Annotated in this window: 21 protein-coding genes; 10 read left to right on the top strand and 11 right to left on the bottom strand. The window is 65.7% G+C overall.

What is annotated here, in order from left to right:
- Window positions 1-237: 237 nt before the first annotated feature.
- Window positions 238-1,335: an ABC transporter ATP-binding protein gene (locus NU1_RS00460; RefSeq protein ID WP_067516150.1), complete on the bottom strand. Its 1,098-nt coding sequence runs from the start codon at window positions 1,333-1,335 to the stop codon at window positions 238-240.
- Window positions 1,336-1,592: 257 nt separating this feature from the next.
- Here NU1_RS00460 and NU1_RS00455 point away from each other — a divergent pair, with 257 nt between their 5' ends.
- The 4 genes from NU1_RS00455 to NU1_RS00440 all read left to right on the top strand — a co-directional run bounded on the left by NU1_RS00455 (window position 1,593) and on the right by NU1_RS00440 (window position 7,159).
- Window positions 1,593-2,387, top strand: coding sequence for an LLM class F420-dependent oxidoreductase (locus NU1_RS00455; RefSeq protein WP_067516148.1), 795 nt, complete (start codon window positions 1,593-1,595; stop codon window positions 2,385-2,387).
- Window positions 2,388-2,452: 65 nt separating this feature from the next.
- Window positions 2,453-4,270, top strand: coding sequence for an ABC transporter substrate-binding protein/permease (locus tag NU1_RS00450; RefSeq protein ID WP_371859745.1), 1,818 nt, complete (start codon window positions 2,453-2,455; stop codon window positions 4,268-4,270).
- Window positions 4,267-4,992 carry an amino acid ABC transporter ATP-binding protein gene (locus tag NU1_RS00445; protein ID WP_067516145.1) on the top strand — a complete coding sequence of 242 codons (726 nt, stop codon included), beginning with the start codon at window positions 4,267-4,269 and terminating at the stop codon, window positions 4,990-4,992. The genes NU1_RS00450 and NU1_RS00445 overlap by 4 nt, the downstream gene beginning before the upstream one ends.
- Before the next feature lie 124 nt (window positions 4,993-5,116).
- Entirely contained in the window at window positions 5,117-7,159 is a 2,043-nt protein-coding gene (locus tag NU1_RS00440) for a PhoX family protein (protein ID WP_067516197.1), read from the top strand.
- A 121-nt stretch (window positions 7,160-7,280) separates the two neighbouring features.
- Here NU1_RS00440 and NU1_RS00435 read toward each other — a convergent pair whose 3' ends face one another.
- Both NU1_RS00435 and ggh read right to left on the bottom strand, forming a co-directional pair.
- Entirely contained in the window at window positions 7,281-8,030 is a 750-nt protein-coding gene (locus NU1_RS00435) for a glycoside hydrolase family 25 protein (RefSeq protein WP_067516142.1), read from the bottom strand.
- Window positions 8,031-8,221: 191 nt separating this feature from the next.
- Window positions 8,222-9,559: a glucosylglycerate hydrolase gene (gene ggh / locus NU1_RS00430; protein ID WP_067516195.1), complete on the bottom strand. Its 1,338-nt coding sequence runs from the start codon at window positions 9,557-9,559 to the stop codon at window positions 8,222-8,224.
- A 180-nt stretch (window positions 9,560-9,739) separates the two neighbouring features.
- Here ggh and NU1_RS00425 point away from each other — a divergent pair, with 180 nt between their 5' ends.
- Window positions 9,740-10,456 (top strand): SDR family oxidoreductase, encoded by a 717-nt coding sequence (locus NU1_RS00425; RefSeq protein ID WP_067516140.1) that lies wholly within the window; start codon window positions 9,740-9,742, stop codon window positions 10,454-10,456.
- A 115-nt stretch (window positions 10,457-10,571) separates the two neighbouring features.
- A complete protein-coding gene (locus tag NU1_RS00420) occupies window positions 10,572-11,372 on the top strand; it encodes a polysaccharide deacetylase family protein (protein WP_067516138.1) in 801 nt (266 codons plus the stop codon).
- A 294-nt stretch (window positions 11,373-11,666) separates the two neighbouring features.
- On the opposite strand, the gene leuS is transcribed toward NU1_RS00420, so the two are convergent.
- Complete coding sequence (gene leuS / locus NU1_RS00415; RefSeq protein WP_067516136.1) at window positions 11,667-14,534, bottom strand: leucine--tRNA ligase; 2,868 nt, start codon at window positions 14,532-14,534, stop codon at window positions 11,667-11,669.
- A gap of 190 nt (window positions 14,535-14,724) precedes the next feature.
- Between leuS and NU1_RS00410 the strand changes: the two genes are divergently transcribed.
- Window positions 14,725-15,126, top strand: coding sequence for an SdpI family protein (locus tag NU1_RS00410; RefSeq protein ID WP_307642509.1), 402 nt, complete (start codon window positions 14,725-14,727; stop codon window positions 15,124-15,126).
- Window positions 15,127-15,244: 118 nt separating this feature from the next.
- On the opposite strand, the gene NU1_RS00405 is transcribed toward NU1_RS00410, so the two are convergent.
- The 3 genes from NU1_RS00405 to NU1_RS39900 all read right to left on the bottom strand — a co-directional run bounded on the left by NU1_RS00405 (window position 15,245) and on the right by NU1_RS39900 (window position 16,459).
- A complete protein-coding gene (locus NU1_RS00405) occupies window positions 15,245-15,676 on the bottom strand; it encodes a GNAT family N-acetyltransferase (RefSeq protein ID WP_067516193.1) in 432 nt (143 codons plus the stop codon).
- A gap of 28 nt (window positions 15,677-15,704) precedes the next feature.
- A complete protein-coding gene (locus NU1_RS00400) occupies window positions 15,705-16,100 on the bottom strand; it encodes a cupin domain-containing protein (RefSeq protein WP_245719884.1) in 396 nt (131 codons plus the stop codon).
- A gap of 62 nt (window positions 16,101-16,162) precedes the next feature.
- The gene (locus NU1_RS39900) at window positions 16,163-16,459 is read right to left on the bottom strand and encodes a hypothetical protein (RefSeq protein WP_084520851.1); all 297 of its coding nucleotides are present in this window, start codon (window positions 16,457-16,459) and stop codon (window positions 16,163-16,165) included.
- 194 nt (window positions 16,460-16,653) lie between these two features.
- Between NU1_RS39900 and NU1_RS00390 the strand changes: the two genes are divergently transcribed.
- A complete protein-coding gene (locus NU1_RS00390) occupies window positions 16,654-17,622 on the top strand; it encodes a bile acid:sodium symporter family protein (protein ID WP_067516131.1) in 969 nt (322 codons plus the stop codon).
- On the opposite strand, the gene NU1_RS00385 is transcribed toward NU1_RS00390, so the two are convergent.
- Genes NU1_RS00385 through NU1_RS00370 form a run of 4 tightly spaced genes read right to left on the bottom strand, consistent with a single transcriptional unit; the run spans window position 17,576 to window position 22,108 of the window.
- Window positions 17,576-18,697 carry an aminotransferase class I/II-fold pyridoxal phosphate-dependent enzyme gene (locus tag NU1_RS00385; RefSeq protein WP_084520850.1) on the bottom strand — a complete coding sequence of 374 codons (1,122 nt, stop codon included), beginning with the start codon at window positions 18,695-18,697 and terminating at the stop codon, window positions 17,576-17,578. The two genes, NU1_RS00390 and NU1_RS00385, sit on opposite strands and share 47 nt — an antisense overlap.
- Window positions 18,694-19,734 (bottom strand): 3-oxoacyl-ACP synthase III family protein, encoded by a 1,041-nt coding sequence (locus tag NU1_RS00380; RefSeq protein ID WP_067516129.1) that lies wholly within the window; start codon window positions 19,732-19,734, stop codon window positions 18,694-18,696. The genes NU1_RS00385 and NU1_RS00380 overlap by 4 nt, the downstream gene beginning before the upstream one ends.
- Window positions 19,735-19,745: 11 nt before the next feature.
- Window positions 19,746-20,402, bottom strand: coding sequence for an SRPBCC family protein (locus tag NU1_RS00375; RefSeq protein ID WP_067516127.1), 657 nt, complete (start codon window positions 20,400-20,402; stop codon window positions 19,746-19,748).
- Complete coding sequence (locus NU1_RS00370) at window positions 20,399-22,108, bottom strand: thiamine pyrophosphate-binding protein (RefSeq protein ID WP_067516125.1); 1,710 nt, start codon at window positions 22,106-22,108, stop codon at window positions 20,399-20,401. Before NU1_RS00370 ends, NU1_RS00375 begins: the two co-directional genes overlap by 4 nt.
- Window positions 22,109-22,254: 146 nt before the next feature.
- Between NU1_RS00370 and NU1_RS00365 the strand changes: the two genes are divergently transcribed.
- Together NU1_RS00365 and NU1_RS00360 are read left to right on the top strand one after the other, a co-directional pair.
- Complete coding sequence (locus NU1_RS00365; protein ID WP_067516123.1) at window positions 22,255-22,776, top strand: EXLDI protein; 522 nt, start codon at window positions 22,255-22,257, stop codon at window positions 22,774-22,776.
- 132 nt (window positions 22,777-22,908) lie between these two features.
- On the top strand, window positions 22,909-23,889 hold the full coding sequence (locus tag NU1_RS00360; protein ID WP_067516121.1) for an ATP-binding cassette domain-containing protein: 981 nt from the start codon (window positions 22,909-22,911) through the stop codon (window positions 23,887-23,889).
- Window positions 23,890-23,938: the final 49 nt, after the last annotated feature.

Here is a 23,938-nt window from a genome sequence, read left to right as displayed (position 1 = left end):
CGCGGCCCCGCGTCACCATCACCGCGTCACCATCACTGCCTCACCGCGTCACCGTCATTCCGGCGCGCTTTTGGCCGGAATCCACACGATCCGGTGCGGTACATCGATGTGGATCCCGGCCGAAAGCATGCCGGGATGACGAGACGAGAGCATGCGCGACGAGAGCATGCGCGACGAGAGCATGCGCGACGAGAGCATGCCCGGACGACGAATGGTGAGCGGAGTGCCGCCGCAGTGCTAGTTCAGCCGGCTTCCATCAGCCGGGTTGAAGAAATAGATGTGCTCCGCGTCGGCGGTAAGCGTGAGCCGGGCGCCCTTGGCGGGCGGGTTGCGCCAATCCGCCCGCGCGACAATGGTTTCGTTGCCCTTCTTATCGAGGGCGCGGCCGTAGACGTAGGCGTCGGAGCCGAGTTCCTCGACCACGTCCACCTCCATCTCGATACCGGTGGACTCCTTGCTGAGTCCGTTCGCCGCACCGGCGATCTCGAAATGCTCCGGTCGGATACCAACAACCACCGTGCCATTCGAGGCGTCGGTCACCGTGCGCGGCAGCGGCAGTCGGTGGCCGCCGAGGAAAACCCCGTCGCTCTCGATGGGGAGGGTGAAGAGGTTCATGGCGGGGGAGCCCATGAATCCGGCGACGAACAGATTGGCCGGGTTGCGGTACAGGTCGCGCGGGGAGTCGCACTGCTGCAACAGACCGTCCTTGAGGACCGCGACACGGTCGCCCATGGTCATGGCCTCGACCTGGTCGTGGGTGACGTAGACGGTGGTGGTTCCGAGGCGGCGCTGCAACTGGGCGATCTGGGTGCGGGTCTGGACCCGGAGTTTGGCGTCCAGGTTGGACAGCGGCTCGTCCATGAGAAACACCTGCGGCTGCCGAACAATGGCGCGGCCCATGGCAACTCGTTGACGCTGACCGCCGGACAGCGCCTTGGGCTTGCGGTTCAGGTACTGCTCGAGATCCAGCAGTTTGGCCGCCTCGAGAACGCGCCGCTCCCGCTCGTCCTTCGCGACCTTCGCCATCTTCAGCGCGAAGCCCATATTCTCGGCGACGCTCATATGCGGGTACAGCGCGTAGTTCTGGAACACCATGGCGATATCGCGTTCCTTGGGCTCGGCGTGGGTGACATCGCGGTCGCCGATGAGAATGCGACCGTCACTCACCTCCTCCAACCCGGCGAGCATGCGCAGCGAGGTGGACTTGCCGCACCCGGACGGCCCGACGAGAACCAGGAATTCGCCATCGGTGATCTCCAGATTCAGCTGGTCGACGGCGGGCTTGGTGCCGCCGGGGTACATCCGGGACGCGCGATCGAAAGTGACTGTAGCCATGGTGAATAGATCCCTTCACCGGCAGGAACGTGCCGGACGATCCGAGTAGAGGGGTGGTGAACCCTGCGGGTCCCCGGCACGATGCTAAGCGGTCGTCGATCAGAGCGCAGGACCTGTCCGCCGACGATGATCACATGCGTAGGGGTGCATCAGTTCTTCCCGGAGCGAACGCGACCTGGTTCGCCCGGCGTGTTCATCCGGGCATCGGTAGCCTCGGTAAACGACGGGACAGTCACTTCCGCGACGAGGAGAGCCACGTGAGCCGACCGGTTCGTATCGGAGTCCAGCTACATCCACAGCACGCACCGAAATACGGTTTGATCCGCGATGCTGTGCGGCGCGCCGAGGATATGGGCGTCGATGTGGTCTTCAACTGGGACCACTTCTATCCGCTCTACGGCGATCCCGAGGGCGCGCACTTCGAGTGTTGGACCATGCTCGGCGCGATCGCCGAACAGACCGAGCGCGTGGAGCTCGGCGCGCTGGTCACCGGAGGCGGCTACCGCAATCCCGACCTGCTGGCCGATATGGCCCGCACCGTCGACCACATCAGCGACGGCCGCCTCATACTCGGTATCGGTGCGGGTTGGTTCGAGAAGGACTACCAGCAGTACGGCTACGAATTCGGCACGGCCGGAAGCCGACTCGCACTCCTGAAGGAGTCGATGGCCCGCATTGCCGATCGGCTCGCCAAGCTCAATCCACAGCCGGTCCGGGATATCCCCATCCTCATCGGCGGGGGCGGCGAGAAGAAGACGCTGCGGCTGGTCGCCGAGTACGCCGATATCTGGCACAGCTTCGCCGACCCCGACGCGCTGCACCGCAAGTCGGGCATCCTGGCGGAGCACTGCGCCGCGGTCGGCACCGATCCAGCGGCCATCGAGAAGTCGGTGGAGTGGCCGGGCGCGGATAAGGCCGCCGAATTCCTCCCGCTGGGCGCGACCCTGTTCACCGTCGGAGTCGGCGGCCCGGATTACGACCTGGGCCCGGTCGAGGAGGCCATCCGGTGGCGCGACTCGGTCAACCCGGAGTCGGTCGCGGGTATCTCTTGAACTCAGGCTGACCGCAACTCTGGTCCCGCCAAAGGGCCCTACTAGGGTTCTTTGTCATGGTTTGCTTGCGCACGCCCGCGCCCCCACACCCCCGACGTCGACACCGCTTTTTGTCGGTCGCGGGGGTGTTGCTGGTCACACTCATGGGTACGGTTGCCCTGGGCGCGGGTCCGAGCGCCGCGGCACCGGACGATCTGTGTTCGCCGCCGGGCCTGTCGGCCGCCACGGCACTGCCACCCAATCTGACGAGTGCGCAGCAGGGTGCGGCGTCGGACAAGTACACGACGCCCAATACCGAGCCGCTCAGCACGATCGATATCGGCAGGCTCGGGTTGCTCACCCCGGGCAAGCTCAGCGTCGGCACCCTGTCCGATGCCCCGCCGAGTATTTGCGTCAATTCCGAGGGCCGCTTCACCGGTTTCGACAATGAGCTGCTGAAGGCCGTTGCCGCCAAGCTCGGTCTCCAGATCGAGTTCACCGGAACCGAATTCGCGGGTCTGCTGGCGCAGGTGGCCAATAACCGCTTCGACGTCGGCTCCTCGAATATCACCACCACCGATGCTCGCCGCCAGCTCGTCGACTTCACCAATGGCTACGACTTCGGCTACTTCTCGCTGGTGGTGCCGACCAATAGCGCCATCGAGGCGTTCGGCGACCTGAGCGGCGGCAGCCGGGTCGGCGTGGTACAGGGCACCGTGCAGGACGAGTACGTCACCAATGAACTGCATTTGGATCCGGTGAAGTTCCCGGATTACAACACCGCCTACGCCAATCTCAAGTCCGGTCAGATCGACGCCTGGGTGGCCCCGTCGGCGCAGGCCGTGGGCGCGATCAAATCCGGCGACGCGACCCATATCGCGCAGAACACCTTCAGCCTCAACAACTTCGCGGCCTGGGCGGTGCGCAAGGACAATCAGCCGCTCGCCGACGCCCTCAATGCCGGGTTGGACGCGGTCATCGCGGACGGCACCTACGCCGCGCTCTACCAGGACTGGGTCCCGCGTGAACTGCCGCCGGGCTGGAAGCCGGGCTCCAAGGCCGCGCCGCTGCCGCAGCTGCCCGACTTCGCGACGATTGCCGCCGAGAATACGGCGAACAATGGCGATCGGGCCGCGGTGCAACCGAAGTCGACGCTGCAACAGTTGAAGGACACCTTCTTCGATTGGTCGCTGTATCAGAAGGCCTTCCCCGACCTGATCAAGACGGGTCTGCCGAATACCCTGATCCTGGCGCTGGTTTCGGGCGTAATCGGCACCGTGATCGGCATGCTGCTCGCGGTGGCCGGGATTTCGCGCACCCGCTGGCTGCGCTGGCCCGCCCGCGTCTACACCGATATCTTCCGCGGCCTGCCCGCCGTGGTGATCATCCTGCTCATCGGCCTGGGTGTCGGCCCGGTGGTCAAGGGCATAACCGGCAATAATCCGTACTGGCTGGGTGCGGTGGCGTTGGCGCTGCTGGCGTCGGCCTATATCGGCGAGATCTTCCGCTCCGGTATCCAATCGGTGGAGCCCGGACAGCTGGAAGCCGCCCGCGCCATCGGATTCGGCTACCACCAGGCCATGACCCTGGTGGTGATTCCACAGGGTGTGCGTCGGGTGCTGCCCGCGTTGATGAATCAGTTCATCGCGCTCATCAAGGATTCCTCGCTCATCTACTTCCTGGGACTGCTCGCCTCGCAACGGGAGTTGTTCGCGGTCGGTCGAGATCTCAACGCGCAGACCGGAAATCTATCGCCGCTGGTCGCGGCGGGCCTGATGTACCTGGTGCTGACCGTCCCGCTGACCCACCTGGTGAACTACATCGATAAGCGACTGCGCACCGGCCGCCCGGATCCGACCGATCCGATCGAGCAGGCCGTCATCACGGAAGGACGTGGAGCGTGAGCGCCTCCCTCACCGGTACCGATCTGCATCTGACACTGGGCAATACGCATATTCTGCGGGGCGTCGACATTCATGTGGATGCGGGCAAGACCACCACGGTGATCGGCCCCTCGGGTTCGGGTAAGTCCACGCTGCTGCGTGTGCTCAACCGGCTGCACGAGCCGGATAAGGGCGACATTCTGGTGGATGGGAAATCGGTGCTCACCGAGAACCCGGACCGGCTGCGCCAGCGCATCGGCATGGTGTTCCAGCAGTTCAACCTCTTCCCGCACAAGACGGTGGCGGAGAATATCGAACTCGGGCCGCGCAAACTGCACGGACTGTCCAAGGAACAGGCGCGCACCCTCGCGATCGAACAGCTCGAGCTAGTCGGACTCACCGGGAAAGCCGATGTGCGCCCGGCCAATCTGTCCGGTGGCCAGCAGCAGCGCGTCGCCATCGCGCGGGCGCTGGCAATGAAGCCACAGCTCATGTTCTTCGACGAGGCCACCTCGGCGCTGGACCCGGAGCTGGTGAAGGGTGTGCTGGCGCTGATGGCCGATCTCGCCGCGGGCGGTATGTCCATGGTTGTGGTGACACACGAAATGGGTTTCGCCCGTTCGGTTTCCGATCGGGTGGTGTTCATGGATCACGGGCAGGTCATCGAAACCGGCACGCCGGACCAGCTTTTCGACAATGCCGAGACGACGCGCCTGCGTCAGTTCCTCTCGCAGGTGCTCTAACCCTGAGGTTGCTGTGGCAAACTAAGGGCAACCTAATTGGGTGGTTGTTAACCTGCTGGCTGCCTCCGGCTCTTTTGGCGTCGTTACCGTGCGCCCGACAGACCGAACCCGGGAGCCCGCAGTGTTGAAACCCCTTGCCCTTTTCGTGAAGCACGACGGCGCGTCCTCGCGCGCCTCCGTCACCTGCCGATACAAGTGCGGCAATGCGTGCGCCCACGAGGTCCCCAATAAGTCGGCCGGGGAGTACTTCGGCGATATCGTCGCGTCCATGTCGCGGCGGCGCATGCTGCAGGGCAGTGCTGCCGTGGTGCTGGCTACCGGCACCGCCGGTTTGCTCGCCGCCTGCGGCGATGACACGGCGGATGCCGCCGAGGCGAACCCGGGCACCGGTACCGGCACCGATTTCACCCCCGTCGCGCCCAATAAGGAGGACGCGCTGGTCGTGCCCGAGGGCTACGAGCAGGGTGTGGTGATTCGCTGGGGCGACCCGGTGCTCCCGGACGCGCCGAAGTTCGACTTCGACAATCAAACCGCCGCCGCGCAGGCCAAGCAGTTCGGTTACAACAACGATTTCGCGGCGCTGCTGCCCATTGAGGGCGAGTCGGACAGCTTCCTGCTGGTGGTGAGCCATGAGTACACCACCGGGCCGTTCATGTTCCCCGATTACAACCCGGACGAGCCGACTCGGGAGCAGTTCGAGACCGAACTCGCCGCCCACGGTCTCTCGGTTGTGGAGGTCAAGGGTGAGGCGGGATCCGGCAAGCTCACCCCCGTCCTCGGCAAGTACAACCGCCGTATCACCGGCACCACGGAATTCCAACTGATCGGTCCGGCCGCGGGCAGCGATCTGGTCAAGACCTCCGCCGACGCGTTCGGTCTGAAGGTCGCGGGCACGTTCAACAACTGCTCCGGCGGTACCACCCCCTGGGGCACCGTGCTCTCCGGCGAGGAGAACTTCAACCAGTACTTCGGCGGCGAGATCGCCGATCCGGTCGCCAAGGACCGGGCCAAGCGGTACGGCTTGGGCACGAACGATGAGCCCCGGCACTGGGAGCGCTTCGACAAGCGCTTCGACTTGGCCGCGGAACCCAATGAGGCCAACCGATTCGGCTGGATTGTCGAGGTGGACCCGTGGGATCCCGCCTCCACCCCGGTGAAGCACACCGCGATGGGCCGGTTCAAGCATGAGGCGGCCACCATCCACGTCACCGCGGACGGCACGGTCGTCGCCTACTCCGGTGATGACGAGCGATTCGATTACATGTACAAGTTCGTCTCCAGCAAGAAGATCGAACAGGACGGCACCGCCGCCGCGCGCAAGCACAATATGACCATTCTCGACGAGGGCACCCTGTACGTCGCGAAACTGTCCGGCGACCACCCGGATCAGATCGACGGCAGCGGAAAGGTGCCCTCGGACAATGGATTCACCGGTTCCGGCCAGTGGATTCCGATCCTGGAGACCGGTGCGGACGGCAAGGGCCGGTCCCTGGTCGACGGTATGAGTGCCGCGGAGGTCGCGGTATTCACCCGGCTCGCGGGCGATGCGGTCGGTGCCACCAAGATGGACCGCCCCGAGGACTTCGAAACGAATCCGAAGACCGGCAAGGTCTATGTGGCGCTGACCAATAACAAGAACCGCGGCACAGACGGCAAGCCCGGTGTCGACGAGGCGAATCCGCGCAACCAGAACAAGAACGGCCAGGTGCTCGAGCTGGTCGACGACCACGCGGGCACCGCGTTCACCTGGTCGCTGCTGCTGGTCTGCGGTGACCCGGCGACCGCCGACACCTATTTCGCCGGTTTCGACAAGTCCAAGGTCAGTCCGATCTCCTGCCCCGACAACCTGGCCTTCGACCCGCACGGCAATCTGTGGATCTCCACCGACGGCAATGCGCTGAAGTCCAACGACGGCTTGTTCTCGGTTGTACTGGAGGGCGAACGTCGCGGTGAGACAAAGCAATTCCTGACCGTGCCGGTCGGCGCGGAAACCTGCGGCCCGATCGTCACCGCCGATCGTGTCCTGGTAGCCGTGCAGCACCCGGGCGAGCTGGACGACCATACCTCCGCGAACCCGGCCTCGCACTGGCCGGACGGTGGCACCGCCCAGCCGCGCCCGTCCGTGGCCGTGGTGTGGAAGAAGGACGGCGGCACGATCGGCGGGTAATTCGCGAACTCTCAGGGCCCGCCCTCCATCAAGGACGAGTCCTGATCCCCCAGGGCGGGCCACTGGTTACCGGTGGCCCGTCCTTCTCGTTGGCCGGAATCCACACCCGATATGAACTCCCTTAGCCGCTGCCGCTGAACGGGATTCGCGCGAATGTCCCGAGATCGCCCTGGGCGCCGCTGTATACGTTCATATCGGTGGCGGCGGGGATGCCCGGGATGCTGCCGGAATCGGTGTACTGCCAGAAGGTCCAGGTCGGCCAGCCGCCCGGCACCTCGGGGCGGTCGTTACCGCGATAGTCCGCGATCCACAGGGGGTATCGGGTGAACTCGTTGGAGTCGGCCATGGCGGTCTTCCAGAAGTTCACCCCGGTGTAGATGATCGGCGGCCGCCCGGTGAGCGCCTCCACCGTATTCAGATAGCGATGGGTCCAGTCGATGAGTGCCGCGGGCGCGAGGCCGCCGGAATCCTCCAGGTCCAGCACCGCGGGCATATCGAGCGGGCCGTTCTGGCCCAGCACCATGGTCGAATAGAAGATGGCCTGCGGTTCAGGGGGTAGCGCGGGGCGCGCGAAATGGTACGTACCCCGGGCGATTCCGGCTGCGCGCATGGTGAGACTGTCGGGGACGAAGTGGGGGTTGACGTAACTCAGCCCCTCGGTGGCCTTCACCATGGCGAAATGGTGTCCGGCCCCGCGTACGGCGAACCAGTTGATGCCGCTGCCGCCGGGATGCTGCCAGGAGGATACGTCGGGACCTTCGGGCGCGGCGGCGGCCGTTCCGGTGGCCGACAGGATGCCCGCCAGGGCTGCGGCGGAGCTGATGAGGTACCTGCGACGAGCTTTACGGGGGTCGTTCGAGCGTCGGTACATGGATTTCGACAGTAGCGGTGCCTGTTGCTGCGGGGCTGGAACCGCTACTGCTGTGTTGGCTGCCCGAGTAATACAGCCTGGGTAGGTGGATTCCGGCCAAAAGCGCGCCGGAATGACGGGAGGGACAGGAGGGACAGGAGGGCGGGAGGGATGGGAGGGACGGAATGACGGGAGGGACGGGGGCCGGGGGGTCAGCCCAGCCAGTCGAGGACCGACGCCGCCGTCCACGACTGCTGCATACTGCCCAGCGGTTCGCCCGTGAACGGTTCGTAGTACTCCGCGAAGGTGCCGTCGCTGGCCTGGCGCAGCCCTTCCGCGCGCAGCATGAACGATCGCTCCGCCCAACCGCGCCGGGCGAAGACCCACGAGAACAGCCAGCTCATTACCGGCCATACCGGCCCGCGCCAGTACTCCCGCGGTCGAAAGTCCTTGGCCACCGGTGAGGTCGACGGTGGTAGCGCGTACCGCAGGTCCGGATGGCCGCAGTACTTCGGCCCCTCGAACAGGCGCAGCAGCCGTCGCTCCGCGTCCCGTGACAGCCCGCCGGACAGCAGCGGTGCGAAGACGGCCAGAGTGTCGGTTTCGATCCAGCGATCGGCCCGTACATCGAAGTCCTTGGCGGCCCCACTGCGCGCATCGGTGGTGGCGATGACACCGGCGCGGAAGTAGTCCGACCATTCGTAGAGTTCGCGCACATCGGCATGCGGCAGCCGGTGCTCCTCGCCGATATTGGCCAGCACCTCACAGGCCAGCGCGAAGATGGCGGTGACGAAGACGTCCTCCACCGCGAAACTCATGGTCGAGGCCAGTTGGTAGTCGTCGTAGCTCGCGCGGCGCATCTGCTCGACCAGCCACATGTACCGGTCGTATTCGCGATCGGACGGACGCTGTGTCGGATCACCCACCACGTGCAGATCCTCGCGCTCGTACGCGGGCAGTTCACCGGGAATCACATTCGCGTAGGCCCGATCCCAGCGCGGCGAATTGTCCATTCCGGATTCCCACCCGTGATAGATGGTGATGCGTCCGTGCTGTTTCGGATCGCGGGCGTAGGCGAGCCAGCGATGCCAGCGCATAAGGTCCGGCCAGCGGCGATGCAGGAAATCCTCGGCGACCGCGCGGGTACTGCGGCCGTGGCGGCGGGAATGGTCGAGGATGCGCTGCACCGCGATGGCGTGCACGGGCGGCTGGGTAATGCCCGAGGTATCCGGTCCGTCGGGTGCGTCGGCCGCGAGCCGTCGACATTCCCAGGCGGCCGGGCCGGGGAAGTACCCGTCCACCCCATTGGCGAACACAATGTGCGGAATCATGCCGCTGCGCCACTGCGCCGACAGCAGCGTATCCATCTCGACGACGGCCCGTTCCACGCTCAGCGGGGCCAGGCCGACCGCTACGAAGGCGGCATCCCAGCTCCACATGTGTGGATACAGCTTGGGGGCGGCGGTGGTCATGGTGCCCAGATCATTGCCGCGCAGCAGATAGGCGGCGCGCGCCGCGAGCTGGGTCGGCGTGAAACCCGGGTGTGTCATCGCCCTATTCTGCGACGGCACCGGCAGGTATGCGCGCTGGGAGGGTGGTTCGGCGGTGCGGGGTGGGGCGGGATCCGGTTCGACAGATGTCACCCTGGCTGGCCTTTCTGACCTGATACGAACGGACGATGCCGTTGACCGGAATCATCGCCCGGTGCGCATCCCCGTTACGGTGATCACATGGCCAATTCGGACGCGACCAGCAACGACCCGGTGACAGTCCAGCCGACCGCGCTCGTCACCGGTGCCAGCCGCGGGCTCGGCGCCGCCATCGCACGCGAACTCGCACCCACCCATCGGCTGCTGTTGGGCGCTCGCACATCGCAGGCGCTCGAGCCGATACTGAGCGAATTGCCCGGTGCGACCGGATTTCCCGTGGAGCTGACCGACTACGAGGCGGTAGCCCGTGCGGTGGAACCGGTCGAGCGGCTGGATGTGCTGGTCCACAATGCCGGGGTCGCCGACCTCGGCACCATAGCCGATTCGTCGGTGGCGCAGTGGCGGAATACCTTGGAAGCCAATCTGATCGCTGTCGCCGAGCTGACCCGGCTGCTGCTGCCCGCCCTGCGCGCCGCGAACGGGCATGTGGTGCTGATCAATTCGGGTGCGGGGCTGCGCGCCAATGCCGGGTGGGGTGTGTACGCGGCGAGCAAATTCGGGCTGCGCGCCTTCGCCGACGCCCTGCGATCGGAGGAGACCGGGCTGCGCGTCACCTCGATCCATCCGGGCCGCATCGACACCGATATGCAGCGCGAGATCGTTGCTGGTGAGGGCCGCGACTATCGGCCACGGGATTTCCTGGCCGCGTCGACGGTGGCGCGGGCGGTGCGCAATGCTGTCGAGACGCCGCGCGACGCGCATCCCACCGAGATCGTGCTGCGGCCCATTCCGCGCTGATCGGACGCGATTGCGCGCACGCCGCGCGTTCTCCGCAACAGGTGCACCCGTTGCGGATATAACTGTGGAATTGCCGGGGGACCACGCGATATCCACGGAGTGAGTCACATCGATGATGCACAGACGACAGCTGCTCGGCCTGCTCGCGGCGGGTACGGCCTTCGCCCTCACCGGCTGCACCAGGGCCAATAGCGGGATTCTCGAATTCGGCACGGACGATATCCCGCCCACCGTCAATTTCCCCGAGGTGGTGCCCAGGACACTGCCCGCACCGCCGACCGGGCCCAAGACGGCCATTCCGGCGGGCACCATTACGGCGCTCCCGGGTAACGGCACCAGCATGGCACTCACCGTCGATGACGGCGCGAGCCCGGAGGTGGTCGGTGCGTATATCGAATTCGCTCGCCATACCGGCGCCCGCTTCACCTTCTTCGTGACCGCCTATTACGACTCCTGGACCACGCACCGCGATGCCCTGCGTCCGCTGGTCGATTCCGGCCAGATCCAGCTCGCCAACCACACCTGGGACCACGCCGATCTGACCAGCCTGTCCGAGGCGGGGATCGCCGCCCAGCTGAACCGGGCGAAGACCTTCCTGCGCAATAATTTCGGCGTGGACGGCACCCCGTACTACCGCCCCCCGTTCGGCCGTCACAATGCGAGGGTCGACAAGGTGGCCGCCGATCTCGGCTACACCGTCCCGGTCATGTGGTACGGCTCCCTCTCCGACTCCGGGGTGATTACCGATGAGTATCTGATCGAGTGCGCCCACAAGTACTTCCACCCACAGACCATCATTATCGGCCACGCCAACGCCCCCGCCGTAACGCACTGCTACGGCCAACTGGTGGACATCATCTGTGAGCGCAACCTGTCGATGGTGACACTCGACGACGTACTGCTTCCGCCCGCTTAGCGGAGGAACCGGCATCGAGCGCCGCCGTGCCATTATCGCGGCGGATATCGAGCTCGTCATGGTGCTGGCGGGGGGAGCAGCCGATGTTGGAGCGCGTCATGACGATTCATGTCGCCGAGGAAGCGCGCCACATCAACTCATGAACCCCATCGCCCGCGTGCTGTGGAAAATCTGCCGCATCGCCGGCAAGCCGTCGCGCTTCCGCAGCGAACCGGCCCGTGCGCACTGAGTAGGCGGCCTCGACAACGGGCCCGGTGCGCGGTGCGCACCGGGCCCGAATACTTCGCGCCGAGGTCAGGCGACGATATTCACCAGTCGGCCCGGGACGACGATCACCTTGCGGGGATCCTTGCCGCCCAACAGTTCCGCGACCTTCGGGTCGGCCAGGGCGGCGGCCTGGACCGCGGCATTGTCGGCGTCGGCGGGGACGCTGACGCGACTGCGGACCTTGCCGTTGACCTGGATCGGGTACTCCACCGAATCGGCGACCAGCAGGGCCGGGTCGGCGGTCGGGAAGGGGCCGTGCGCCAGTGATGCGGTGTGGCCCAGGCGTTCCCACAGCTCTTCGGCAATATGCGGGGACATCGGGGCCAGCATCAGGACCAGGGGTTCCGCCACGGCGCGGGGGGTGCCGTCGGGGTAGTTCTTGGTCAGGTGGTTGGTCAGCTCGATCAGCTTCGCGCCCGCGGTGTTATCGCGCAGGTTGGCGTAGTCGTCGTCGACACCCGCGATGGTCTTGTGCAGCAGGCGCAGTGTGTCGCTGGACGGTTCGTCGTCGGTGACCCGGGTCGTGCCGGACTCCTCGTCCACCACCAGTCGCCAGACGCGCTGCAGGAAGCGGTGCGCGCCGACGACATCCTTTGTCGCCCAGGGGCGGGAGGTATCCAGGGGGCCCATGGACATCTCGTAGAAGCGGAAGGTGTCGGCCCCGTACAGATCGCACATCTCATCGGGGGAGATGGCGTTCTTCAGTGACTTGCCGATCTTGCCGTACTCCTGGAAGACCTCGATCTCGGTGCCGGAGGTATTGGTCCAGAAGAACTTTCCGTCGCGCTCGGTCACTTCGGCGGCCGGAATGTACGCGCCGCGCTCATCGGTGTAGGCGTAGGCCTGGATGTAGCCCTGGTTGAACAGGCGACGGTAGGGCTCGTAGCCGGAGACGTCACCCAGATCGAACAGCACCTTCTGCCAGAAGCGCGCGTACAGCAGGTGCAGTACCGCGTGCTCGACACCGCCGACATACAGGTCGACACCGCCCGGATCCTTCGCACCGTGTTCGGCGGGACGCGGGCCCAGCCAGTACTTCTCGTTCTCCGGTGCGCAGAAGGCCTCCGGATTGGTCGGGTCGGCGTAGCGCAGCTGGTACCAGGAGCTGCCCGCCCAGTTGGGCATGACATTGGTGTCGCGGCGGTACTGTTTCGGGCCGTCGCCCAGATCCAGTTCGACGTGTACCCAGTCGGTGGCCTTGGCCAGCGGCGGCGACGGTTCGGAGTCGGCGTCGTCGGGATCGAAGGTGACGGGGGCGAAGTCCTCCATCTCCGGCAGTCGCACCGGCAGCATGGATTCCGGCAGGGCGTGCGGAGCGCCGTCGGAGTCGTAGACGATCGGGAACGGTTCACCCCAGTAGCGCTGGCGGGCGAACAGCCAGTCGCGCAGCTTGTACTGGATCTTGCCCTGACCGTGGCCGTCGGCCTCCAGCTTGGAAATGACCGCGGACTTGGCGGCTTCGACCGCCATGCCGTCCAGGAATCCGGAGTTCACCAGGGTGCCGTCGCCGGTGTGCGCGCCCGTCGAGATATCGCCGCCCGCAATGACTTCCACAATCGACAGGCCGAAGGCGGTGGCGAAGTCCCAGTCGCGCGGGTCGTGTCCGGGTACCGCCATGATCGCGCCGGTGCCGTAGCCGCTCAGTACGTAATCGGCGATGAAGATCGGCACTTGCGCGCCGTTCACCGGATTGGTGGCGTAACTGCCCAGGAAGACGCCGGTCTTCTCCTTGTTCTCCTGCCGCTCCAGATCCGATTTGGCGGCAATCGACTTGCGGTAGGCCGCAACGGCTTCCGTCGGGGTATCGGAGGAGAAGGTCCAGCGCGCGTCGACGCCCGCCGGGTATTCGGCGGCGGTCAGTCGATCCACCAGCTCGTGCTCCGGCGCCAGCACCACGTACGTCGCGCCGAACAGGGTGTCGGGGCGGGTGGTGAACACCTCGATGGTGTCGACCCCGGCCTCGAACTTCACCTGCGCGCCGCGCGATCGCCCGATCCAGTTGCGCTGCATGGCCTTGACACTCTCCGGCCAGTCCAGCTCGTCCAGGTCGTCGACCAGTCGATCGGAGTAGGCGGTAATGCGCATCATCCACTGCCACAGGCGCTTACGGAACACCGGGAAATTACCGCGCTCGCTGCGGCCGTCGGCGGTGACCTCTTCATTGGACAGCACCGTGCCCAGCCCCGGGCACCAGTTGACCATCGAATCCGTCTGGTAGACCAGGCGATACGAGTCGATCAGGGCATTGCGCTCCGACACGCTCATATCCGACCAGCCGCGCCCGTTGTCGGACCGTTTACCGGCCTCGAATTCGGCGATCAGCTCGCTGATCGGGCGCGCTTTGCCCTGCACTTCGTCGTACCAGGCGTTGTAGATGCGCAGGAAGATCCACTGCGTCCATTTGTAGTACTCGGGGTCGGTGGTGGCGAAGGAACGTCGTCGATCGTGGCCCAGGCCCAGCCGATCCAGCTGGCGCTGCATGGTGGCGATATTCGACTCGGTGGTCACGCGCGGATGCGCACCGGTCTGCACCGCGTACTGCTCGGCGGGCAGGCCGAAGGCGTCATAACCCAGGGCGTGCAGCACATTCCGGCCACGCATGCGGTGGAAGCGCGCGAAGACATCGGTGGCGATATAGCCCAGCGGATGGCCGACGTGCAGGCCCGCGCCGGAGGGGTACGGGAACATGTCCTGAATGAACAGCTTGTCCGGCGGGGTCTCGCCCGCCAGCGGGCCCACCGGATTGGGCGCGAAGAACGTGCCGCGCTCGGTCCAGTTCCGCTGCCATTTGGTTTCGACCCGACCCGCGAGGTCGGCGTTGTAGCGGTGTGCGGGCACGTCGCTGCTCCCGGACTCGGTGGTGCCGGTGGTGTCGGTTGCACGAGTGTCCTGCACGGTCCTGCCTTCTGGTCTCTCGCCGATCGGAGATAACGTCGCTCACCAGGGTAAAGCGTGCCGCCCCCCGTACCCAAAAAGGGTCCAACCGTCCGGTCCGGTGCTGAGCCCCAGGTCACACGTGGTGTGACGCGCCGACCGGGCCCGCAACGTGCGAATCGGACTGGGCTACGCTGCCAGGGTGCTTGTTGTGGCGTTGATCCTGTTCGTGCTGGCGGCCATTGCCGTCGTCACCGGGGTGCTCGGTCTGACCGGCAAACTGCCCGGCAACCGTTACTTCGGAGTACATACCCAGGAGGCGCTGGCCTCCGAGGAAGCCTTCCGCCTGGCCAATCGGGTAGCCGGCCCCACCTCGGTCGGCGCGGGCATTCTGCTCGCGGCGGGCGGTGTGGTGGCGCTCGTCGCCGGTGGTATCGCCGCGGTCGCGGTCCCGATCGTCACCGTCGTGATCGGTTTCCTCACCCTCGGCGCGGGCGCGAATGCCGCTGCCCAGGCCATCGCGGGCCTCGCCCCCGCCGCAGAGGTCGGCGGCTGCGGCAGCGCCTGTGGTTCCTGCTCGCTGCGCGACGCCTGCGAACCCGCCACCAACTGATCGTCCGGTCCTTCCGGGCGCTGACCGTCCCCGTCATTCCGGCGCGTGGTCGTCCGGTCTTTCGGGTGTACCGATCATCCCGTCATTCCGGCGTGCTTTTGGCCGGAATCCACCGATATCAGCAGCCAAGCCCCTTCCGCATCCAGATGTGCTCGATGCCCGCGTCCCAATCGGGTTCCCCGAACGCCGTATATCCGAGCCGCTCGTAGAAGCCGATCGCCTGGGTCTGGGAATGCAACTCGACGGCTGTCAGACCCCGTTCTCGTGCCCGCTCCTCGATGGCCCGCACCAGCGCCGCGCCGAGGCCGGTACCGCGCGACTTCCCCGATACGGCCAGTCGGCCGAGCACACCGATATCCGCTCGGACCGTCAGCCGACCGGTCCCGACCGGCTGCCCATCGAGCCGGGCGAGCAGGTGGTCGGCGGTCCGGTCCAGCTCATCGATTTCGATCTCGGCCGGTACGCCCTGTTCCTCGACAAAAACCTGCATCCGAATGGCGAAGGCATCGGCCAGGTCCGCTTCGGTCGAAACGGTGACGATTTCGATCATGTGGTTCAGCATGCCGCAGGTGAGATGCTCACCGCGCGCACGGCGGCGGATCTATCCCGCGTGCCAGCGGGCTACCGGCCGGTTTGATGTACAGCACCGTCAGTTTCACCGGCGTCGCACCGAGATTGCGCGCCAGGTGGGCGTGCGCACGCCCACCTGGTTCGCGAAAGATCCGGCCCCGCCGATGGGTGAGTGGTACGCAATCGGTCCACGGATGGTCGAGATCGCCCCCGGTGACGAGCACCCACAGTGTGCCGTCGTGATAGTGCCAGCCGCTCTGCCCGCCCGGCTCGATCACCGTCCGCCGGAGCACGAATTCGCGCCCGGCGACGGTGAAACGAATCAGGACCCGACTGGCAGTGCCCGTCGCCGGTGCCGGGTTCGGGCGGTAGCCGCGCTGTGGATCACGTCGGAAGAACGCCACCTCCGCCATCTTTCCAGCCGCGGGTCACCCGCCAACTCGGCGGATGCGCGGGAGGGATGTGCTCAGTGATCGTCGTAGTGCCCGTTATGAGCGGCGTGGCGGTGACCGTCGTGGACGTAGTCGACGTGGTCGCCGTGCTGGACGGCATCGTGGCCGCAATCGGGGCCGTGCACGTGGTCGTGGCCCTCGTGGGTGACGTGGCCTGCGGGCTCGCACTCGTCGTAGTGGCCGTCGTGGGAGCGGTGCAGATGGCCGTCGTGGGCATAGTCGGTGTGGTCGCCGTGCGGAACGGCTACGTGGCCGCAATCCGGGCCGTGAACGTGGTCGTGCGTCTCGTGAACTGCGTGAGCGGTGGTCATAGAACGTTCCTTTCGAAGCGGTCAGGACTCTCCAGCTAACTCATGTTCACATTAGCACCCACGCATTGGTTCACGTCCTCGGCCCTCGTCGAATCAGCGAAGGGTGCACGTCACCGCCGCGGGTATCCGTGGCGCGGGCCACTGTTCGCCGCCAGGAATTCCAGGGGCGGACCAGGCGGTACTAACCTCGACAAGTGCGATTTCTCAGCAAGTTCTACATCGACGGATTCATTCTGTCGATTCTCGCGGTAGTCGTCCTGGCCAGTATTTTCCCGGCCCGGGGCGACGGCGCGGAGGTAGTGGGCTGGCTGACGAAAATTGCCATCGCTTTGCTGTTCCTGCTGTACGGCGCGCGACTGGCTCCTCGGGAAGCGGTTGCGGGCCTCACTCATTGGCGGCTGCACCTCACGGTATTGGTCTGCACCTTCCTGCTGTTTCCGCTGCTCGGGCTGGCCGCGCACGTGCTGGTGCCGCGGGTGCTCACCGATGATCTCTACACCGGTCTGCTCTTCCTGACGCTGGTGCCGTCCACGGTGCAGTCCTCGATCGCCTTCACCTCGATCGCCAAGGGCAATGTGGCGGGCGCGATCGTGAGTGCCACCCTGTCGAATCTCCTGGGGGTCTTCCTGACCCCGGCACTGGTGCTGCTTTTGCTGAACACCACCGGGCAGACCGAGGTCGACCCCTCCGCGATTCTCGATATCGTGCTGCAGCTCTTGGTGCCGTTCATTGCCGGTCAGCTGTTGCGGCCCAAGGTTTCCGGGTGGATGGCGCGGCACGGGGAGTCGACGAGACTGGTGGATCGCGGTTCGATTCTGCTGGTCGTCTACAGCGCGTTCAGCGCGGGCATGGTGGAGGGCATCTGGCATACCATGTCCCCCTGGCGAATTCTCGGGCTCACCGCGGTGTGCTGCGTCCTGCTCGCGATTGTGCTGGGGGTGACGAGCTTCGTCGGCGACCTCGCCCACTTCGATCGGGCCGACCGCATCGTGGTGGTGTTCTGTGGTTCGAAGAAGAGTCTCGCCACCGGTCTGCCCATGGCCGCCGTACTGTTCGCGGGGGAGCCGATCGGGCTGATCGTCTTGCCGCTCATGATCTTCCACCAGGTGCAGCTGATCACCTGTGCGGCCTTGGCGCAGCGCTGGGCTCGGGCCGCGCCGTGAGCGCCCGCACGCTGTCGTCGTGGCCCAGCGGCCTGCGTGGCGCGCCCGCACCCCGGGTCACCGCTCGCAGTACCGCCCGCCCGGCCGCCGGGTCGCCGACCGCTATCCGGGCGCTGCCGTCCGGATAGTTCTTCGCCGCTATCCCGGCTCGCGCCAGCGCCGCCGACATGCCGCCGCCGGGCAGGTACAGGAAGTTGCCGCTACTGCGCGGTACCCGGATTCCGGCCCGCCGCAATGCGGTTCGCAGCAATTCGCGTTCGGTGGTGATTCGCAGAATGCGCATCCCCAGTTCGGCTTCCGCCGCATAGCAGGCCGCCACCGCCGCCACCGAACTCGTCGGTACCCCGAAGGGCAGCTGTAGTCGCCGCACCCGCCGGATCAGGTCCGCGGATCCGAGCGCATAGCCGATACGCAGCCCCGCCAGGCCGTACGCCTTGGAGAAGGTACGCAGTACCAGCAGGTTCGGATGGCGGCGAATGAGCTGCACCGGGTCCAGAGTTTTCGCGGCCCCGAGGAATTCGACATAGGCCTCATCGAGCACGATCGGCACCCGCGACGGTATCGCGTGCAGAAATGCCTTCAACTCGCTGGCGGGTGCGACGGTGCCGGTGGGATTGTGTGGCCGGCATACCGCAACCAGCCCGGTGCGTTCGTCCACCGCCCGCGCCATCGCCCAGAGCGGCTGTCGGCCGGACGAATCCAGTGGCACGCCGACGGGTTCCAATCCGGTCATGGACGCCATGATCGGATACCCGTCGAAGGTGGGCGTCGCGAAAACCATGCGGTCGCCGGGTGCGGTCAGCGTCTGCATGATCTGGAGCGTCACCCCGGTCGCGCCGGATCCCACCGCCACCTCGTCCGTACCGACTCCGATATGGCCGGCAATGAGTCGGGGCAGCCGCCGCGGTTCGAATTCCGGATACCGATTCGCGTGCGCCAGCGCCTCTTCCATCGCCCGCAAGACCGAGGGCAGTGGGGGAAACGGATTCTCGCTCAGTCCCAGGTCATAACGCCGGGGTGCGAACTCGGGCCACGCCGCTGGGAGCGACTGTGCGGCAGCGGTGTGCGTGGTCATCTGACCGCACCCCAGCGCACGGCTGCCGCACCCGCGAAGTCACCGGCATGCGCGAAGGCGGCCATGAGCACCACCGACCCGTCCGTCAACCGTCCGGCCCGGTGTTCGGCGTCGAGGGTGACGGGAATGCCTGCGGCGAACAGGTTTCCGCACTGATCGAAGGTGTCGGGATGGCGTTCGGCGGGCAGTTCCAGCGCGTCGTGCCAATTGCGCAGGAACAGCCGATTGGGCTGATTGGTGACGAAGGTGTCGATATCGCGGCCCTTCACCCCGATCCGGTCGCAGACCACCGCGGCCACCTCCGGTACCAGTCGGTTACCGCGGGCGAATACCTTGGTGATCTTGGATTCGCTGAAGCTCACGCAGGCCTGTCCGGCACCCGGTTCCCAGTACTTGCGGTCGGAGCCGGTGGAAAAATCCATATCTCCGGCGAACTCGGGGTAGGTGCGGCATTCGATATCCAGTATCGGCGCGCTGTTGTCCTTCACGAGCAAGCCGACGCCGCATCCATCGCCCGGTACCGGGGCCTGCGCCAGTCCGCGAATCTCGGACTGGGTGAATACCGGTCCGGCACAGTTCTGCGCTACGGCGATGAGCGCGGTCCGAGCGGCGGTGCCGCGCAGGATGGTTCGCGCCAGCTCCATCATGTGGATGAATGCCGCGCAGCCGCCATTGTGCACATCGATCACATGGGTGGGCTTCATTCCCAGCCGCCGCGCTACCTGCGGTCCGGCTCCGAGTACCGGATTGGTCGGCAGCTGGGTATGGGTGAGCAGTACATCGATCCCGGAAATGAATTCGCGCCCATGGCGTTCGATGAGCGGCTGCACCGCGCGCTCCACCATATCGACCTCCGTCTCGTCGCGACCCACATGGTGGCGGGTCTTCGGTGAGCGGAACATGACGTTCTTGGCCATGCGATCGGAGCGGGAGTACTGCGTGAAGTATTCGGTTCCGACGGGTTCGCCGGGCAGATAGCTCGCGATATCCACCAGGCTGACCGGCGGCAATGCCAGAGCGGGGTCGGTGAAATCCATTGTGGTGCCTCTCACTTCATCCAGTCGGGCGTGAGCGGCAGGCCGTGCGCGGCCCGGTACTCGCAGATCGCCTTGAGGTTGTCCAGCTCGATGCGGTGTCCGGCGGAGAACATCTCCCAGAAGTCGCCGACCCAGACCTTGCGCCCCGGGGGCGCGGCCTCCGGATAGGGGTTCTCGTCATAGAAGGGGTGACGGCAGTTCGTCCACAGCACCACGGATCCGGGCTTGTCGAACACCACCTGTGCATCGACTACCCGCATGAGATAGACCATCCACAGGTGTTTGCCCTGATCCCACGCACAGTGGTAATCCACGGTCATGGCGTCCGGATTGGCTACGGTGCGCGTGTAGATCTTGGTGTTGGGCCCGAGCCGGTCCGCGGATTCCCACAGCCCGGGTTCGTCGGTTTCCACGAATCCGCGCAGGCTGTAGGTCCACTCCTCCAGAGACCGGGTGTCGGAGAGGTATTCGTACACCTCACGCGGCGGTGCGGCAATGTAGTCCTGGACCGGACAGAACTGCCCGAACATCTGATCATGCGGATACACCGACCGCAGCATGTCCATGATGATGGGCGTGCTGGCCTCGCGGTCGGAGGTCTCGATCCGCAACACCCCGGGCAGTACCTCTTCCGGAATATCACTGAGAGCGGGCAGGGCAGTGGTCACGGGAGCCTCCTCGATGCCGTCAGGAACGGCGTGAACGGTGGGACCTCGTCCGGATCGCAATCCACGGAAATGAACGAGGGCCCCTCGGTATCGGTGCAATGCCGCAGCGCCGCGGTCAATTCGGTGAGCGTGGTCGGGGTGTGCGCACACAGGCCCGGGAACATGGCGGCCATACCCGCGCCGGGGTGGGCGGGCTGGAAGCGGTTGTAGCTGTAGCGATCTCCGTAGAAGAGCTGTTCGCGAGTTATACACATGGCATGTGCGTTGTTGTTGAGAACTATGAAGGTGATCGGTAGCCGGTATTCGATGGCGGTGTGGACCTCCATGCCGTGCATGAAGAACGCGCCGTCACCGGCGATTACGAAGGTGCGCCGCAGCCCACCCTCCGGGCGCCGCCCACGGGCGAAGGCGGAACCGATTCCGGCTCCGAAGGCGTAGCCCATACCGCCCATGCCGAGTGCGACGGTGAACCGGCCATCGCGCGGTACCCGCAGGTGGTGGACCACGGACGCACCGGTATTGCCCGCATCGGCGAAGACATCCGAACCGTCGGGCAGGGCGGTGTCGATGGTTTCGACAATGGTCCGGTACCGCAGGCCGGGACCGTCCGACGGTGGTACGTCCAGTGCGGTGAGTTCGTTCGCAGCCGACGGTTGCCTTAGCGGCGCTGCGGGTTCGAAGACGGAATCGACGGGGGTGCTGTGCAATTCGTCGCACAGTGCGGTGAGCGTGGCGGCCAGGTCGGTGCTGTCCGCGTGCAGGCTGGGTAGAAAGGGCGGCTCCGCGCCGATACTGGCGACGGTGATCGGGGCGAGTGCGTCATCCATTCCGGCTCGTGCCGTGACCGGTAAACGCGTGCCGATCAGCAGACACAGCGCGGCGCGATGGACCGCATCGAGGAGTTCGGGATGGCCCATGCTCCCCGCCACGCCGCAGCAGCCGGATGCGGACTGGTCATAGACGTCCTTGGCGTCGGGAGCGACCCCGACGGCGGCATCGAGAATGGTTGCGAGCCGCGCCAATTCGGTGCGCGCGTCATCGCGCGCGACCTGATCCCCGGCGATTATCACCACCTTGCCGGTGGCGCTTGCGGTGCGCAGTGCCTGCCGCACCCGGGCAATCCCGCTCAGGTCGTGGCGATGGATGGGTATCGGCGGCTGGAAGTCGGGTACGGCGGGCATTTCGGCCTGCTGAATATCCTTGGGCAGCAATAACACGGACGGCCCACCGGCGCGGGCGGCGGTCACCGCGCGGTGCAGGTGAGCGGGCAGGTCGGCGGCGGATTCGACCCGTGCGCAATAGCGGGTGATCGGGGTGAACAACCGCACCGCGTCGAAGGCCCCCGCGCGACCACTGGAGTCCTGGAAGGCGCCCTTGCCTTCCAGGACCGTCGGGGGCTGCCCGACGATTGCGAGGACGGGGACGCGGGAGGCGAAGGATTCGGCTAGCCCGGCGACCAGATTCACGGCCCCGCCGCCGGAGGTCGCCATGACAACGCCGAGTCCGGCGGTGGAGCGGGCGTAGCCATCGGCCATGGTGGCGGCGGAGAACTCGTGTTTGGCCACGACGGCGGTGATCGGTTCGTAGTCGAAGGCGGCGTCGTAGAGATCTTCGATATTCGCGCCACCGACGCCGAACACATGCCGCACATTCAGTGCGGAAATCGCTCTGACCAGATAGTCGACCACCCGCGTCTCGCTGTGCATGCACGCTCCCTTCGGGCCCCGGCCGCCGGATGCTGGAGCCTTGCCACCTGTGATGGGAGATACGAATCCGACCCGCCGACGGTTCAATCGGCAGGAAATGAAGGCCAGGGCTTGTGTGTACGTATACGTCTACGTATAGTGAAGTCATGCCGAACAAGACGATCTATGTATCCGATGAGGATCTGAAGCTGTTCACCCGCGCGCAGGAGCTGGTTGGCGGCAATCTCTCCGGGGCGATCGTGACGGCGCTGCGCCGCTACATCGAACTGGAGGAGGGGCGCATCGAGGGCTTCGAGGAGATTGTGCTCCCCGTCGGGCACAACGGTGTTCGTCAGGTCCGCTTCTCCGGTGCGCTGCTCGGAGAATCACGCGACTTCGACGCCGAAGGCAACGTCCAGACGCATATTCAGGTCTTTCGCAGCCGGAAGGGCAAGTTCGTACTGCACATCCACGCCGCCGACTGGAACGACTACTCCGCGAACTTCAACTGGCTCAAGGAAATGAAGAGCTGGCGCGGACTGCTCGGCGTCGGCGATCCGAGCTGGGGTGATTACACCCTGACCATCGTGGACACGATCGAGGAGCTGCAGGACTCCATACCCGCGAAGCTCTATGAGCGGGTCGCCGATATCGCCGACCGACCGGCGGTCGAAGACCTCGACATCTAGTTCGAAAACCTGCACCCACAACTGAATAAGTAACTTCGAAAAACCATGACCGGCCCCCTGGCTGTCACGGACTACCTGACGCATGCATTCATTCGTATCAATGCACCTATTTCGTAGATGAGAGGAAACCCCATGAACACCGGATCCCGCGCCTCGGCCATAGCGGTCGAAGGGTTGTGCAAATCCTTCGGTGAACACGTAGTGCTCGACCGGATCGATCTGAATGTCGCTGAGGGCACCATCTTTTCGCTGCTCGGCCCCAACGGTGCGGGTAAGACCACCACCGTCCAGATCCTCGCCACGCTGCTGGGCGCGGATGGCGGCGATATCAGCGTCGGTGGGTACGAACTCGCCACCGAACCCGCCGCGGTACGTTCGGCGATCGGCGTGACCGGTCAGTTCTCGGCCGTCGACGACCTGCTCACCGGGCGCGAGAACATCATCCTCATGGGCGATCTGAACCACCTGCCCCGCCGTGAAAGTATCGCTCTCGCAGAGGAATTGCTGACGCGTTTCGATCTGGTGGATGCCGCCGACAAAATGGCGAGCAGCTATTCCGGCGGTATGACCCGGCGACTCGATCTGGCCATGACCCTGGTCGGCAATCCGCGCATCATCTTCCTCGACGAACCCACCACCGGTTTGGATCCGCGCAGCCGCCGCGTGGTGTGGGACATCGTTCGCGAATTGGTCTCCGGTGGCGTCACCGTCTTCCTCACCACCCAGTACCTCGAGGAGGCCGACCAATTGGCCGACCGCATCGCGGTACTGCACGGCGGACGCATTGTCGCCGAGGGCACCGCGGACGAACTGAAGCGGCTGGTACCGGGCGGCTACATCAAACTCGATTTCGCCGATCGCAACGCACTGGCCACCGTCGCCCAGGCGTTCGGCGGGGCCGCGCAGGTCAACGGCGATCTGACGCTGGCCATTCCCAGCGATGGTGGCGTCCGCGCGGTACGGGAGGTCATCGACCGTCTCGATGTGATCGGTATCGAACCCGAGGGCTTGTCCGTCCACACACCCGATCTCGATGATGTCTTCCTCGCGCTCACCGGATCCGACCAGACCGGCTCCGCGTCCGCCCGCACCGAAAAGGAGTCCGTGCGATGAGCACCGCGACCTATGCCCTGGCCGATACCAAGACGATGCTGCGCCGAAA

Source organism: Nocardia uniformis NBRC 13702, assembly GCF_001613345.1.
In the GTDB taxonomy this organism is placed as follows: domain Bacteria; phylum Actinomycetota; class Actinomycetes; order Mycobacteriales; family Mycobacteriaceae; genus Nocardia; species Nocardia uniformis.
The sequence above is the reverse complement of the archived record's forward strand: the minus strand, read 5'-3'. Positions and strand labels throughout refer to the sequence as shown.

Bases quoted from the DNA above. Each gene is read 5' to 3' on its own strand.
- NU1_RS00460 (WP_067516150.1), bottom strand. From the start codon at position 1,335: ATGGCTACAGTCACTTTCGATCGCGCGTCCCGGATGTACCCCGGCGGC.
- NU1_RS00435 (WP_067516142.1), bottom strand. From the start codon at position 8,030: ATGTACCGACGCTCGAACGACCCCCGTAAAGCTCGTCGCAGGTACCTC.
- ggh (WP_067516195.1), bottom strand. From the start codon at position 9,559: ATGACACACCCGGGTTTCACGCCGACCCAGCTCGCGGCGCGCGCCGCC.
- NU1_RS00425 (WP_067516140.1), top strand. From the start codon at position 9,740: ATGGCCAATTCGGACGCGACCAGCAACGACCCGGTGACAGTCCAGCCG.
- NU1_RS00420 (WP_067516138.1), top strand. From the start codon at position 10,572: ATGCACAGACGACAGCTGCTCGGCCTGCTCGCGGCGGGTACGGCCTTC.
- NU1_RS00405 (WP_067516193.1), bottom strand. From the start codon at position 15,676: ATGATCGAAATCGTCACCGTTTCGACCGAAGCGGACCTGGCCGATGCC.
- NU1_RS39900 (WP_084520851.1), bottom strand. From the start codon at position 16,459: ATGACCACCGCTCACGCAGTTCACGAGACGCACGACCACGTTCACGGC.
- NU1_RS00385 (WP_084520850.1), bottom strand. From the start codon at position 18,697: ATGACCACGCACACCGCTGCCGCACAGTCGCTCCCAGCGGCGTGGCCC.
- NU1_RS00380 (WP_067516129.1), bottom strand. From the start codon at position 19,734: ATGGATTTCACCGACCCCGCTCTGGCATTGCCGCCGGTCAGCCTGGTG.
- NU1_RS00370 (WP_067516125.1), bottom strand. From the start codon at position 22,108: ATGCACAGCGAGACGCGGGTGGTCGACTATCTGGTCAGAGCGATTTCC.
- NU1_RS00365 (WP_067516123.1), top strand. From the start codon at position 22,255: ATGCCGAACAAGACGATCTATGTATCCGATGAGGATCTGAAGCTGTTC.
- NU1_RS00360 (WP_067516121.1), top strand. From the start codon at position 22,909: ATGAACACCGGATCCCGCGCCTCGGCCATAGCGGTCGAAGGGTTGTGC.